At 59.1% G+C, this 14,242-nt stretch carries 15 protein-coding genes; 5 read left to right on the top strand and 10 right to left on the bottom strand.

The annotated features are described in order from the left end of the window. The first annotated feature begins 361 nt into the window (after positions 1–361). The gene (locus H8K11_05785) at positions 362–1,282 is read left to right on the top strand and encodes a restriction endonuclease (GenBank protein ID MCS6263252.1); all 921 of its coding nucleotides are present in this window, start codon (positions 362–364) and stop codon (positions 1,280–1,282) included. A 303-nt stretch (positions 1,283–1,585) separates the two neighbouring features. On the opposite strand, the gene H8K11_05780 is transcribed toward H8K11_05785, so the two are convergent. The 3 genes from H8K11_05780 to H8K11_05770 all read right to left on the bottom strand — a co-directional run bounded on the left by H8K11_05780 (position 1,586) and on the right by H8K11_05770 (position 4,176). Then, positions 1,586–2,041 carry an RES family NAD+ phosphorylase gene (locus H8K11_05780; GenBank protein ID MCS6263251.1) on the bottom strand — a complete coding sequence of 152 codons (456 nt, stop codon included), beginning with the start codon at positions 2,039–2,041 and terminating at the stop codon, positions 1,586–1,588. Next, positions 2,041–2,475: a DUF2384 domain-containing protein gene (locus H8K11_05775; protein MCS6263250.1), complete on the bottom strand. Its 435-nt coding sequence runs from the start codon at positions 2,473–2,475 to the stop codon at positions 2,041–2,043. The genes H8K11_05780 and H8K11_05775 overlap by 1 nt, the downstream gene beginning before the upstream one ends. A 558-nt stretch (positions 2,476–3,033) precedes the next feature. Further along, entirely contained in the window at positions 3,034–4,176 is a 1,143-nt protein-coding gene (locus H8K11_05770; GenBank protein ID MCS6263249.1) for an outer membrane beta-barrel protein, read from the bottom strand. A gap of 719 nt (positions 4,177–4,895) precedes the next feature. Between H8K11_05770 and H8K11_05765 the strand changes: the two genes are divergently transcribed. Continuing rightward, entirely contained in the window at positions 4,896–5,630 is a 735-nt protein-coding gene (locus tag H8K11_05765; GenBank protein MCS6263248.1) for a hypothetical protein, read from the top strand. 131 nt (positions 5,631–5,761) lie between these two features. Here H8K11_05765 and H8K11_05760 read toward each other — a convergent pair whose 3' ends face one another. The 3 genes from H8K11_05760 to H8K11_05750 all read right to left on the bottom strand — a co-directional run bounded on the left by H8K11_05760 (position 5,762) and on the right by H8K11_05750 (position 7,083). Beyond that, complete coding sequence (locus H8K11_05760; protein MCS6263247.1) at positions 5,762–6,175, bottom strand: hypothetical protein; 414 nt, start codon at positions 6,173–6,175, stop codon at positions 5,762–5,764. A 45-nt stretch (positions 6,176–6,220) separates the two neighbouring features. Further along, entirely contained in the window at positions 6,221–6,484 is a 264-nt protein-coding gene (locus tag H8K11_05755) for a hypothetical protein (protein MCS6263246.1), read from the bottom strand. Positions 6,485–6,780: 296 nt separating this feature from the next. Continuing rightward, complete coding sequence (locus tag H8K11_05750) at positions 6,781–7,083, bottom strand: hypothetical protein (GenBank protein MCS6263245.1); 303 nt, start codon at positions 7,081–7,083, stop codon at positions 6,781–6,783. A gap of 192 nt (positions 7,084–7,275) precedes the next feature. On the opposite strand from H8K11_05750, the gene H8K11_05745 reads away from it, so the two are divergent. Continuing rightward, on the top strand, positions 7,276–7,794 hold the full coding sequence (locus H8K11_05745; GenBank protein MCS6263244.1) for a hypothetical protein: 519 nt from the start codon (positions 7,276–7,278) through the stop codon (positions 7,792–7,794). Between the two features lie 347 nt (positions 7,795–8,141). On the opposite strand, the gene H8K11_05740 is transcribed toward H8K11_05745, so the two are convergent. Then, the gene (locus H8K11_05740) at positions 8,142–8,537 is read right to left on the bottom strand and encodes a hypothetical protein (GenBank protein ID MCS6263243.1); all 396 of its coding nucleotides are present in this window, start codon (positions 8,535–8,537) and stop codon (positions 8,142–8,144) included. Positions 8,538–8,881: 344 nt separating this feature from the next. Here H8K11_05740 and H8K11_05735 point away from each other — a divergent pair, with 344 nt between their 5' ends. Then, complete coding sequence (locus tag H8K11_05735) at positions 8,882–10,105, top strand: PAS domain S-box protein (protein ID MCS6263242.1); 1,224 nt, start codon at positions 8,882–8,884, stop codon at positions 10,103–10,105. 390 nt (positions 10,106–10,495) lie between these two features. After that, positions 10,496–11,530: a methyltransferase gene (locus H8K11_05730; protein ID MCS6263241.1), complete on the top strand. Its 1,035-nt coding sequence runs from the start codon at positions 10,496–10,498 to the stop codon at positions 11,528–11,530. 91 nt (positions 11,531–11,621) lie between these two features. Here H8K11_05730 and H8K11_05725 read toward each other — a convergent pair whose 3' ends face one another. The 3 genes from H8K11_05725 to H8K11_05715 all read right to left on the bottom strand — a co-directional run bounded on the left by H8K11_05725 (position 11,622) and on the right by H8K11_05715 (position 14,097). Continuing rightward, positions 11,622–12,797, bottom strand: coding sequence for a YncE family protein (locus H8K11_05725; GenBank protein ID MCS6263240.1), 1,176 nt, complete (start codon positions 12,795–12,797; stop codon positions 11,622–11,624). Positions 12,798–12,899: 102 nt separating this feature from the next. Further along, the gene (locus tag H8K11_05720; GenBank protein MCS6263239.1) at positions 12,900–13,244 is read right to left on the bottom strand and encodes a carboxymuconolactone decarboxylase family protein; all 345 of its coding nucleotides are present in this window, start codon (positions 13,242–13,244) and stop codon (positions 12,900–12,902) included. 31 nt (positions 13,245–13,275) lie between these two features. Next, positions 13,276–14,097, bottom strand: a complete 822-nt coding sequence (locus H8K11_05715) for a class I SAM-dependent methyltransferase (protein MCS6263238.1) — start codon at positions 14,095–14,097, stop codon at positions 13,276–13,278. Positions 14,098–14,242 lie beyond the last annotated feature (145 nt).

Raw genomic sequence — 14,242 nt, 5'->3', positions numbered from 1 at the left:
GCAAGAGCGGGAGGGATGGTGCGGCCAGGTGCCCTCTTGCTCGCGCAACGCGCGGCCTCAGCAGGCCCTTGTTGGACGCGCGCAGTTGAGGGCAACCTTGGCCACACCCTTTGATGCTGAGAAAGACGGAAGAAGGAAGGAAGAATCGTGGCCTGGCAATTCCCTGTGCTCGCGCAACGCGCGGTCGCAGACTCCCCTCGTTGGACGCGCGCACGTAGGGAACCGGCCAGGCAGCTCCTGAAGAAGTGGAGAGATAAGAGGGACCACATAGATACGTGAAGCAATTTGCAGTAAGCTCGGCCGACACAAAAAGCTGCCTGCCTGATGAAACCAAGTGCTGGATCACAATTCAGGAGTGTAAATGGCAATCCCCGACTTTCAAACTCTCATGCTCCCCGTTCTTCGCCAGTTGGCTGCAGATGGTGAACAAGCGCCCTCCTCGGTGCGGTCAGCGATCGCCACTATTTTCAAGCTATCCGAGGAAGAACTGGCTGCACTCTTGCCAAGTGGTAGACAGGCCATTTTCGCAAACCGTATTGCCTGGGCACTAGGCTATCTCAAACAAGCAGGCTTAGTAGAGAGTCCGAGACGCGGCTTGTATCGAATAACTGAACGTGGCGCCGCAACCTTACGCGAGTCTATCGAACGTATAGACATCCAGTACTTGATGCGATTTCCCGAGTTCGTGGCTTTTCGAACTGCTTCAAATGATGATGCAGAACAAACTCCTTCTCTCGCGAAAGTAGCAGCTGAAAGCACGCCCCTAACTCCAGACGAGCAAATACGGCAAGGATACACTCGCCTACAAGCGAACCTTGCCACACAACTTCTCGAACGTGTGCGCCAGGCTTCTCCAAAATTCTTTGAGGAATTGGTCGTCGAGTTGCTAGTTGCCATGGGGTACGGGGGTTCTCACGAGGATGCGTCTTCGGTTGTAGGACAGAGTGGCGACGAAGGGATCGATGGCATCATTAAAGAAGATCGGTTGGGCCTGGATACGATCTATATTCAAGCCAAGCGGTGGAAGGACAGCATTGGTCGCCCTGAGATTCAACGCTTTGCCGGAGCCCTCCAGGGGCAACGTGCACGGAAAGGGGTCTTTTTGACCACATCAACGTTCACAGCGGACGCCCGCTCATATGCCACAGGCCTTCAAACAACAATTGTACTAATTGATGGCGCACAGCTCGCCCAGCTCATGCTGGAATTCGGCATTGGTGTCTCTCAGGCTAGCCTCGTGAAACTCTGGAAGCTTGACGAAGATTACTTCGTAGAGGAATGAAAGAAGGTGACGCGCCCATCCACAGCATCCAAGGGGCGAGCCCTCATCAAAGGGATAGCGTCGCTCGCCGAGAAAACGAAACTGAATCGAGAAAGTCTGTATCGCATGCTCTCGGAGCGCGGCAATCCTGAATTTCGAAGCCTCGACGCCCTCCTCCACGCGCTAGGCTTTCGGCTCGCGGTTGCCGTCAATCGCTAGACGCAGATCACTGGGCATGTGAATGAACTCCTGTGGCCAACAGAAAGACATCCCGGATGGTCGTTTACAGGACCTGCCCTTTTTTCCAAGCGCCTGGGTGCTCGCTTACTGCAGAAACCGGGGGTCGAGCGAAAAGGACACCGGATCAGCCCAGATGATGCATCCGAAATCCGAATGGGCAGGATTGAGCAGGTAATTGAATTCGACAGGAATCAGCGCCGACGGCACTCGCAGGACCGCGCTCGTTTGCGCCCGAACCCATTCGCTTCCGAGCCGTTGGAGCGATTCCTGGTCAGATGGATCCTGCCAACCTTTCGGCAATTGCCCGATCTCTACCGTCTCAACCAGAAGGCTGATGGGAATTGTCGCGGCGATGGAGACGAGATCCGATGGAGCGAGATCGCGATCCACATGCACGAGGTATTCGAGCACGGCCAACGACAATGAGGCGGAGGCATAGACCACCGCCGTGTTCGGCAGGTTCCAGCGGCCGCCGTAGAGGCGAGCGCCTTCGCCGTCCGGCGCGGCATGCGCGCGGCGAGTGACGCGCCACACCCGCATCAACTGATGACGCCGTAGTCCATCCGGCCGAGCACCTTCACCACCGCTTGGGTCCCCACGTCCGTGTCCAACAGATCGAGCGGCGCGGTATTCCCGAGTGCCCGATTGGCCCGCCGCAACCATTGAGCGGCTTTCCCCTCGTCTCCCAACACTTCCACGGCCAGTGCAAAAATGCGAGCCAGGCGCACCAATCGATCCGATTCGTCCGCCGACAGCCGCCGGGCCTTCCGCCGCCGCGCCAACGTCCGCTTGGTAATCATCAGGATCTCGCCCAGCCGCGGAATGTCGAGCTGGGCATGGGTTGCCATGGCCGAAAGCGCGGCAAAAGGCATGCCTTCACGAATGCGCGAGGTTATGTCTTCCGTGGAGCGAACCTGTTTCTTCAGAACCGTCGGCCCGCCCAGCATGTTGATCAGCGCCTCATGTGTCGGCATGTCGCTCTCCCCGCCTGTGCCACATGGCTGCAGTATAATGCCATATGGCATTCTGGTCAAGAAACGGCGGGAGCTGGTGGAAGCCTGATGCGAGACAGCCAAACCGGGAGGAACAGCGGGAAGCGGAACCGAATGCAGGAACGAATAGCCTGGCAGACTGTAGCAGTCCTGCGTCGCCGCCTCCCCGCCTGCCTGTCACGAGTCAGGGCGCTCCAAACGATTCGATCCAAACGGAATAGCAGTATGTCGGCGGCAAGCCGCATCCGGCACATCGACTCAGTGCTGCGGGACTCGGATACTGCGCCAGGATCAAGGACAGGCGGCAGGCGTGAATCAGACTCGCCTGTGCAGGATCTCGATGGAAGTAGGTCGTCCTGATGAATCGCCGTTGCCCATGCAGAATGGCAACGTGGGAATGCAAGACGCGACTCTATTTGTCGTCAACCTGTTGGAGGGGATATGAGCGAGTGCGGGCGGTCGAAAGCGCACGACACCATTTGTCGTTCCCTTCCATCGGTGCTGTATCCGAAAATTGCCCCTCGCTTCTTTTCGCTCTGTTCACGAGGACCATCGGTCAAAGGTCCATAAGAGGCTGAGGATGATCAAGTGCTGAGAGCCGGTCAGGCCCGGCACGCCCGGCGCGATGTCGCCTCGTTTGAAGAACCCGCCGCTGCCTCCTGTTGACTCGTCCCATCGGTGTTCAAAGCGCACGTGGGTATTGCAAAAGACGCTTGGCTCGCCGGTAAAGAACGGCGCATAGTCCAGCGTGGTCGTCATGGCCTTCACGAATTGCTCGCTGCCCGTCCATCGTCCGTTGCGGTCCCAGTAGAATTCCGGCCGGATTGCCGCATACCACCCCGACTTGAATTTCCAGCCGATGCTGGCACTCCCACCCATCACGAATGCACGCGGGGCGCCAGGCCGATCAGCGATATTTTCCGTCCCCACGTCATAGGTCAGGGTGACCAAGAACCTCCGGTCTTCCCACTTCATGACATTGCTCAGATAGTTCCGCCAAAACTCGAGATCGGTCCGCTGCTGGTCCGGTCCGGCATAGAGTGTATGACTAATTGTCAGGCACGGCAGCGGTGTGAACGTCAGCCCAAGGCCGTAACTGGGGTGGTCGTTTGGCCGGGACAGATGGGCATAGCCGTTCACGATGAAGCCAGTAAGTGTCACACTTTTGTTCATGTGATAGACGGCGTTGACGCCGAACATCGCATAGGGGCTGTAGTCCGAGGTCCAGGCCCGGGTGTAGTGGACGTTGTCCTTCGCGTAGAGTTTCTCGGAGCCGAGAACACTGCTGAACAGGCCCGCGGTCAACGTGAGGCCTTCACCTTCACCCTTCGGGACCCGGTACGACACGTTCGCGAGGCCAACATGGCGGAGTGTGTCGGCGCCGGAAAGTTTCGGCTCGCCCGGAAGGAACGCGAATTCCCGTGAGTCGTAGCCGCCTTGCACCGCTAATTCCATGCCCCATTCAGAATCGGGGGATGCCTTCTTACGCACATAGGCCATCCCCATATTCGGGCTGAGTTCGTTGTGACGTGGCACGGTGGAGCGGTTTCGCCAGAGATGGTTCTCCGGGAAATTGAAGTTGAGCGGGTAGCTGACATCGAGAGAGGCTCCATACTGCCAGCCATCCGTGGACGCGCAGGAGATGGACATGCACTGCTCATCGGCCAACGCCGGCAACCCCATGGAAGTGTAGACTGCCGTGCAGAGCGTCCAGGTCAATACCGTGACGCGGGCAACCCAAGAGCCGTTGGCTGGAGTAGCGGTTAGGGTGATCACAAAGGCCAATTTCTGAATGGTTTCATGCCTTACCGCAACCATGCTGCACAGGTCGTAGCTTGGAAAGTGCCGCGGAATCCAGGATACTATCGCACGCGCTGTTGAGGGTTACGCGTCAGAGATGTCTCGGCAAGAGGCGTTGCTCAATCGCCCAATGGGTGAGTGCGACTGTGTAAAAGTCCATTGACTGATTCCACTGACCAATGTCAGATGCAGTCGGTGCATGACGAGGCGGGACGGTAAACGGGGCGAGGGGCAATGTCAAGAACCTGTTCCCTGATTCTCTCGGCCAATGGCCGCAGAGGCAGAACGGAGGCTCCACACGCCAGATCAAGAGCCTGCAGCGGGCAATGATTCCAACTCGGTGTTGAAAAGCCTGTTGTGTCAGAATAAGGAAGCGCAACGGCAGGCACTATCCTCGGCAGAGCTCCGCACATTCTCGCTAATACTCAACTTTCGCAAGTAGAACGGAACGATGCCGGTCTGCAGAATACGCCGATGAAGCAGCGTGGGGAACATTGACAAATGGTTGAACATACGCAAAAATCACGCCCCAGCGAGCGATCAGTCAGTGCGTACTATGCTGGGCAGTATACTCAAACATTAGGCGTCACAACTGAGTTCTCATGTCGCGAAAACTGTATTTCGCTATCATTATCGGCTCCGGCGGCGGCGCCATACTGGCAATAGTACTGGCCAGCGCTGTGCCCAATCCTTGGCAATTGCTGTCTGCTGGCCTGTCCGGTGCGCTCGCATCGCTTGCCGCATCGACTGTAATTCAGTCGTTAGCGTCCGCCGAGCAAGATCAGGCCTTGCGCCAGATGGCCTCCGACCAGGAAGCCATGATCCGCTCGATCACTTTGAGTGTTTCTGGCATTCATGCAATACCGAGAGATTTCCTCAGCCTGCAATGGATAGCGTATACAACTCAAGTTGCATCTAACGACGCAGATAAATCCGCTGTCGGCCGATTCTCCCCATTGCGAAAGGTCCGAGTCGTTGGCAAACATCTCGTTGAGTACGAATTGTTGGCTTTGAACCCCAGCAAGAGGGAGGTACCTTACAACTGCACTTTTATCGGGCTCGAGAATTGCGTGGTTGGCATTGTCGCGAAAGACGGCGAAACCACCTCAGTAATTGTCATAGACGCGCCCGTTCCTGATGTCGAGTACTATTTCGGCGCCGGCTACGTGACTACGTGGCTGGGGGGACGATCAACCAGCTTTCAGGTGGTAGGAACTACTGCGTTGCCGAAGAGCTTCAGAGACTTTCCAGTCGCCGAACAAAGAAGGTTCAACCAGTGGTTCGGCAGAGTTGAATGGAATGTTCGCGATGCTCACTCTTTGTTTGCAGAGCAGTGAGGCTTACTCCGCGGGCCAGTTAGCTCGCACGTTAGCGGGTGATACCAAGAGATATTTGTGACGAGCATATAGGGTCAGGTCTTGCAATCGCACATTCTCCCTACCGCCGTAGAAACTCACACCAGGCACCGTTATCTCGTCCTTGCCCGGTTCATTTTCCAAACGAGAACGGCAGCAACCATCGTGAGCGGCACCAGGAGCAAGAGCCCGATTGAGAGACTGTACACGGGCGCGCCGAGCAAGCCGGAGTTTCGGGAATCGTGATAATCGACCCCGTTGGCCGCGATAAACGAGGCGACCAGCACACCGACAGACGAAACGACCACCACGCGCAAGAACCAGCACCAGCCGCCCCCTCCCGGCAGATAAGCCGTCAAAAATGTGAGGGGAATCCCGGCTAACGGAATCGCGAGCCAGAGTGTCTCGAGCAACTCGTTGCCTGCAGGTGTCGAAGGGTCATTCCCCGCCGCAACGAAATAGACCACAAGGCTGATGGCGATCCACAGTCCTTCGGGCCCAAGCAGTATAGAGACGACAGGCCGCATCACCACCTCGGGGCGGCACCCCGGCTCCGCGACCAGGACACTCGTCTAGCGTCGTCCGGCCTTCCGGACCAATTCTTTCTTGCCGCGCGGCAGGTGAAAGTCGCACTGCAGCCGGCGGAAGAACTCCACTCCTTCCAGCCTTGCGAGGGCCACCGGTATCGCGACTTCTTTCAACGACTGCCCTTTCATCGGCTCGAGCCGGATATGCACCGGCTTTCCCTTGTGATCCTTACCGGGGATAAGCACGCCTCCCCCCACGATCGCCCCCTTCTTATCCGTCAACACATGCATGGTCTGTTTGGCTTTCACTTGCGACCTCCTTCGGAACGTCTATCAGGATGCGGAAAAAGTCCGCCGGCGGCGTTCACAAACGTGACGCGCGTTATTCCGCGCGTCGTGAACCTCAGCGGCTCACCGTACGGCCACGAGACAAGAGCCTGTCTTGGCAGGCTCGGGGTGGGCGGGTATGAAGTACAATTCACCCCTTCGCTTGCTGCGGTCTTGCCGGACGGGCTTTTGCGCATCCTGCGGGTTCTTGTCAAATCGACACGCCGCATGAGTGGATCGTAATGTATTGCGTTCCCATCGAGTTTTTCCGCAGCCTGCTATACGTTGCCCCCGCCTTGAATAGTAAAATGGGCCAGTTCCTCGCCGATGTTCGTCACGGTCACAGAATAGACGATGGGGCTTGGCGAACCGGGATGCAAGCGAATGGGTTTCTTCTCTTTGGTGTGCTGGCTGACCATGAGCCGCACCGGATTGATCCCGACCCCATCGGCCATAATCCATTGTGCACCGAAATCGTGCCCGCCCCATTCCGCCTCATTCACCAGGCCCCCAAGGGCGATATGAATACGCGTGGATTGACCGGGCGCCAGCCAGAAATCTCCGACCTGATTAAATGCCATAAAGCACCTCCCTCCAAGAATTCGGGCGCATTATAGCGAACGGGTATGCGCAGGGGAATCCGAATTCCCGTCGGACATGATCGTTCCGACTCTGCAGCGATCTTCCGTCATTGGGAACGTCGCGAAGTAGCCTCGTCGTGATGCCTCCGACTATAATGAGGTCGCGGAAAGTCCCGTGAGGAAAGACAGCGCATGGATATCATCTCGCATGGTCTCTGGGGAGCGTTCGCGTTTGGACGTCGCAACCGCACAAGCTTCTCCCTCGCCTTTGCGATTGGGATGGCGCCGGATCTGTTCTCGTTCGGCATCCTGTGGGTGGCGGCCACACTGGGTCTGTCGCCGACGCCCGATTTCAGTCACGGCACACCGCCGGAATCCACCATTCCGCCCTACGTTCATTATCTCTACAATGTCACCCATAGTTTCGTGCTGTTTCTCGCCGTCTTTGCCTTGTTCTGGCTCTGGACGAAGCGGCCGGTCTGGGAACTCGGCGCCTGGGGCTTGCACGTGTTGGTCGACATTCCCACCCATTCCTTCGCCTTCTTTCCGACGCCCTTTCTCTGGCCTCTCTCTGATTGGAAATTCGACGGGTGGCAGTGGAATCAGTCAGCCATTCTCATCCCGAACTTCACGATGCTGTTTCTGCTCTATGCCTGGTTCCTCCTGCAGCAGGGACGTCCCGCCCTCAGGCCGGAACGGGTGCGCGAGTGAACTGACCTGATTCCGATCCCACGTCCCAGCCGGCCATTTCCCCCACTTCGCACCGACCACAAATCCGCAGGCCGAACCTCTCGCTCGCACTCATTTCGCCGGACTGGAATGACGTGGTGCAAGCGCTCTCGACGATCTCAGATGTATAGCGGGGAAGGCAGTATCAGACGCTGATCGAGGTGGAACGGCTCAAGATGGACGCGTTCGTCGCCGCTGAAATGACGCCCAACCTGTGAGCTGCCGGTGTGACGATGCCCGGACCCATGATGCGAGTGCTGAAGGATGCCCGGACGAGACATCCCGAGAACGCGTAGGGGACCATTGGCCGAAGCTCCACCGATGAACGGCTAGGCCGGAGTCGGGTCCGCCTGGGACGGCTTACGACGCCGCCTGGCAGCCACGAGGTGCGCACCGAGCACACTCATCCCAGAGGCCGTCACAAGGAGAGCCGGCCATATTAAGGACTTCAGCCAACCGGAGCTTGAGATGGTCGCGGGCCACAACCAGGCCACCCAGGGTAACGCCGGGCCCACGAGGGAGAACGCCGCATGAATCGGAGGCAGGCGGAAGAGCCACACGAGGAGCGCTCCCGATAGCGCATACACAGGAGGCAGGAACAGCAGGAGAACAAACACGCCGTTAAACATGGCCGCGAAACTGAGAAAAAACCAGAGGAAGCCTGTCAGAAACCCGGCGAACATTCCCACGCCTGTCCGCCCGCCCCGCTGGTGCCGGCTGTCCATGGACCCAGTGTAGCTCCGGACCGGAAGAGCACCAAGGAGTTTTACGTTCGACGCCTATTTCCCCGCATGCGCGCGGCCCGACTGTTTCGTTCAGCCCGTGCCTTCGACACTTCGAGCCAGGCAGCGGCTGCCGGCGAGGCCCTGGAGGACGGCTTTGGCCGCCGCATCGAACCACGTCTGCCGTGCGGCCTCTCCGATCCTTCGACGTCCATCACCACATTATGCGCGGCGAGTTCCTGCAAACAGGACTCCAACGCCCCCTCCAGCGCCAATGCGGGAACCTTGCCTCTCTGCCTGAGCAGAGACGTCTTGCACGACCGTAGCGGTTTCACTAAGATCCGCCCATGACGCCACCGTCCCTACCTCTCCCGCATGACCATCCAGAACGGCCGTCGACTCACGGTGCACCCGCCCCCCATCCCGATGCGCCTCGCCCGAGCGAGGCAGAACTCGATCGAGTTTTCGAGCTGTCATTGGACATGCTCTGCATTGCGAACGCGGAGAGCTATTTCACTCGCCTGAGTCCCGCGTTCACGCGCACATTGGGCTGGAGCCTCGAGGAATTGATGAGTCGACCGTTCCTCGACTTCGTCCATCCCGACGACCGGGCCAACACGCTCCAAGAGGTCGAGCGTCAGATCGGCAGGGGCGAACCGGTCCTGGAATTTCAGAACCGCTATCAGCACAAAGACGGCTCCTGGCGATTGCTGTCGTGGAAGTCCTCCCCGCACCCGGATGGCAGGCTCTATGCCATCGCGCGAGACGTCACCGACCGTGAGCTGGCAGCGCAGGCGTTACGACGCTCCCATGAAGAGTTAGAGCGGCGCGTGCGGGAGCGCACGGCAGAACTCCAGCAGCGCAATCGTGATTTGGAAACCTTGCTGTACGTGAGCTCTCACGATCTGCGTGAGCCCCTGCGCTCGATCTCGAACTTCTCGCAACTGGTACGTGAACGATACGGCGCATGCCTAGACGCAAAAGGCCTCGATTACATCGATCGCGTGATTCGGGCGGCGCAACGGATGGATCAGCTCATGGAGGATCTGCTCATACTCTCGAGGGCACAACGCATGGAGATGCCCTACGAAGAGGTCCGTGGCGAGGACTTGGTCAAGGCAGCATTGGCACAACTCGATGAGACGATTCGACGCACGAGAGCACGCATCCAGGTGGCCACCGACTTTCCCTCGTTCCGCGTCAATACAACCTGGGTCACGCAAGCGCTCTACAATTTAATTGGGAATGCCTTGAAGTTTCATCGGGCCGGCGAGGCCCCTGAGATCGACCTGGCCCCTTACAGCCTCATGGAGGGCTCGGACCACCGGGTCGGCCTCGTGGTGCGGGACCGGGGAATCGGGGTTGAACCGGAACAGGCACAGCGGATCTTCCATCTGTTTTACCGGGCGGTAGGGCGCGAGGTGCACGGCACCGGCGCGGGACTGGCCATTGTCCAACAAGTTGCGCATCGGCATGGAGGCCGGGCCTGGGTGCAACCACGGGAAGGCGGCGGATCTGAATTTGTGCTGCTGTTCGGCAGCCACTCGACCATCGACACCAAGCCTACGTAACGCACTCACCAAATACGGGGTCAGGTCTTGCAATCGCACATTCCTCGGCGCACCGCGGGCCACTCCTCCCCCTTCCACCTCATTCGGTCTCGTTCCCCGATCGACTCACTCGGCAGCTCGGCCTATGGTTTCCCCTGCTCGCCCGCCTCATCTCCCGGTCCATCCGCTGCTTGAACAACTTGTCGGCGCATGGTCGCGTCCCATTCGATCTGCTTGCGACTGTCCGGCTGCCCTGTAGAACGGCAACGTAGCCCGGCACGGGTTCTGAAATTGGAGCATCGTCCATTCTTGAAAGAAAAGAAATTTAATGAGACGCCCATACCGTGTATAACGTTTTCCCGAGGACAGGGAACATCGGCTTCATTCACATCATAACCGGAGGAACCCGGCATGCCTGAGAACAATCACAGCAGCGCTCCGCTGCCACCCCCGCACGTCCAATTGATACAGATGGCCATGGCCCACTGGGTCTCCCGCATTGCCTACGTCGCCGCCAAACTGGGATTGGCCGACCACCTCGCGAGCGGGCCGAAGACTGCCGACGACCTCGCCGGGCCCACGGGAACCCATGCGCCCTCGCTTTATCGCCTGATGCGGGCACTCACGAACCTCAATATCCTCACCGAGGACGCCACGCACCGCTTTGCCCTAACGCCGCTCGGGGAGGCGCTCAAGACCGGCGCGCCGGGATCTGCACGGCCTTCGATCCTGACACTGGCCAGCGACTGGATGTCGCGAGGCTGGGAGCAATTGCTCTATTCGGTGCAGACCGGGGACTGTGGATTTGAGCAATCGCTGGGGATGCCCCTGTTCGACTGGCTGGCCAAGCATCCCGAGGATGCGTCGTTGTTCAGCGAAACGATGATGGGGTTTCATGGCGCGGAGCCGGCAGCCATCACCGCCGCCTACGATTTTTCCGGCTTGTCGACCCTGATCGACGTGGGCGGGGCCACGGGACATCTCCTGACGACGATTCTCACCGGCAATCCCGCATTGCGCGGTATCCTTTACGACCTGCCTCATGTGGTTCGCGACGCACCGGCGCTGATTCAGGCCCGGGGCCTGGCGGATCGCGTGACGATCGAGGCCGGTAGTTTTTTTGACCGGGTGCCGGGCGGCGGCGATGCCTATTTGCTGTCGCACATTATCCACGATTGGACCGAGGCCCAATGCCTCACCATCCTCGGCCACTGCCGCCGCGCGATGCCACCCGGCAGCCGCTTGTTGATCATTGAGATGGTGCTGCCGTCCGGTAGCGCTCCGCATCCGGGCAAGATGCTCGACATGATGATGCTCGTGGGTCCGGGCGGACAGGAACGCACGGAATCTGAGTACCGTGAGCTGCTCGGCAAAGCCGGATTCCGTCTCACCCGGCTCGTGCCGACGGACACAGCCGTGAGCGTCGTCGAAGCGGTGCTCGCATAAAGTCACATCCGACGTGAGCGAAGAGTACGGCGACAGACAGGGCTCCCGCCGTACTCCTGGCGCTTTTTCGACTCAGGACGTCCCCTCCGGCTCAGTCGATGATGCGACTGGCCCGCAGGTCGCCCGGCTGATTCGGCAGCAGCATGATACAGTTCGGATTGAACCCCTGCGCCTTCAACGTATCGATGTTCCCCAGGACTGTATCCGACTTCAGATCGATCACCGTGATGGACCCATCGCTCATGCCGTCCAGATTGAGAAAGCTGTTCTGGACGAACAGGTAGCGCTCGTCCGGCGACAACACGCTATGGTGCGCACCGCCCGCGGCTGCAATGGTCTTGAGAAACTTCGGTTGCCGGGGATCGCTGTTGTCGTACAGATTGACGAAGCCAGGTTTGGCAGTCGTGACAAACAGTCGGTCCCCTTTGGCGTTGTAGAGCATTTCGAGCGGCATGCCCTGCTGGCGGGGGCCAAAGTCATCGACCTGATGGAACGAAAACGCTTTGCTCGCCGGATCCCACACCCCGGCCCACAAGGTTCCTTCGAGCATATTGGTGATATGCACGACAGGCGGATTCGCATTGGGGCTGAACATCACTTCCACGGGAGCCGCTTTGGCCGGAGACGGTTTCGACGAGACCTTGTGCGTCGAGAGCACCTTGCCGCTGGCGGCCTCGAGCACCGTGATCGAATCACCCGCATCAGACAGATCCGGCTTGACGGTACTGGTCACGAGCAGGCGATCGATGCCGTTGTGAATCGCAATGCCGTGCGGATACCGGATCGTCGCCACAGACGGCTCCGTGGCGCTGACCGCTTTGATCGGCGTATCGAGAAGCGCGTCTCCTACAATGACGTTGTCCGAACCCATGCAGGTCAAGTACCAGGTCCGGTTATCCTCCGACACGGCGAGATCCTCCCCCATCTGACAATCCGGCACGTCGATCGCCTGAAGCCGATAGGGAAACGTCCTGAGATTCACGACATGCAGAATGCTTTTCCCCAGCGCCGTGATATAGGCTTTGCTCCGATCGCGATTGAAGAAAATATGGTGCGCCACGAGATCGGGCGGCAACGGAATCTCCATCAGAATCTTCCCGAATTTCCCGGACTCGGGATCGATGTCCATGATGGCAATCCCCTCCCGTCTCACCGGCTGGTCCGGCTTACTCTCATAGTTGAGCAGGGCCAGGATTTCCGCCGAGGCGAGCGTGGAGCATGCAAGCAACAACCCCAGAGTGAACACAAACAGTCTAGATGGTTTCATGATGGCCTCCTTTTCAATGGTCGACATTGGACTCACTTAGGCTGAGTACGTTGTCCAGGCATATGCACGGCCGGCTCTCTCGGCCCGCCGCCCCCCTCACATTCACTTCATCGCATGTGTGCCATGGGTGATCGCCCCGCCGGCGCGCAAGGCCGCTGCCACGAGCACCGATTCAGCGATCTCCGGGGCCGATGCACCATACTCCCTGGCCTTGTTCACATGCAGTTCGATGCAGTAGGGACATTGCGTCGTGAAGGCCACGGCCAGCGCCATCAACTCCTTGTACTTCACCGGAATCGCGCCGGCCGCCAGCGCGGCCCGATCGAACGCCACGAATGCCTTCATCGCCTCAGGTGCGTGCGTCCCCAGATCCTTCATCCTCTCCAGATTCGTCATGTCATATAGGCTCGTCGTCTGATCCATCCCGGTAGTGGTCGCGTTCGTCATGATGCGTCTCCTTTATATGAGCAGTGGGGGTTTACGCTCGAATACCGACGACTTCCAAATATTCGCCGTACACCGTCGTGCAATCCGGCCCTGCCTGATTGTGCGCTGTCCAGAGCGTTTCCAGATCCCGGCGCAAGTGCGCTTGCCCCTCGGCGTCGAGGGACGCAAAGGCTCGGTTGGTCGGTCCGTAGTACAGACGGAAGAATTCCACGACCTCTGAGGGAGGAAACGGATAACTGAACAGATACTGCCGCCTGATCAGGCTCAGCGTGGACAATCCATGACCGAGCCGTTCTTGCACCGTGGCCTCGTTGCCCCACAGCACCGGCGACGGCATGCCCGAGGGCCCGATGAATTTCGCGACGTTCTTGAACATCTGCCCCACGAAGCCCTCCGCCGTCCAATTGGCCATCGCAATGGTCCCTCCCGGGACGCAAACCCGCAACAGCTCCTTCGCCACCAAATCGGGCCGCGGAGCAAACACCGCGCCGATCAGGCTCGCGACGACATCGAACCTGCCCGCCTCAAACGGCAGCGCTTCGGCATCGGCGACTTTGAATCGGGCATTCACCCCTTCGGCACGAGCCCGCGCTTGCGCCCGCTCCACCCAATTGGCGGCGATGTCCACCCCCGTCACCTCCACCCCATCCTTGGCGGCCAACAACGCGAGTTGGCCCGAGCCGCATCCCACGTCCAGCAGCCTACATCCCGGCGCAATCTGGAGACGCTCGTAAAACTCCCTTGCGCCGCCTTCCATGTAGCGCGAGAATCGATCGTAATCCCCTGCCGTCCAAATGGTATTGAGACGAGTCTTCAGACCGTCCATTTCCGATACCACCGTGTGCGTCGTCATGGCCTCCTCCTTCCTGTGTGTGTCCTGCGCGCCGGTTTCCGACGCCGCGTTCTGTCTGGTCGCACTATAGGGCAGAGGCCGTTTCGAGTCTTATCAGGGCGTCTGGCTCTCTTATCAGGAGCATGCTAAGCTGCAGTTCGTTTAT

The organism is Nitrospira sp. (assembly GCA_024998565.1).
Classification (GTDB): domain Bacteria; phylum Nitrospirota; class Nitrospiria; order Nitrospirales; family Nitrospiraceae; genus Nitrospira_A.
This window is presented reverse-complemented; position numbering and strand designations above follow the sequence as displayed.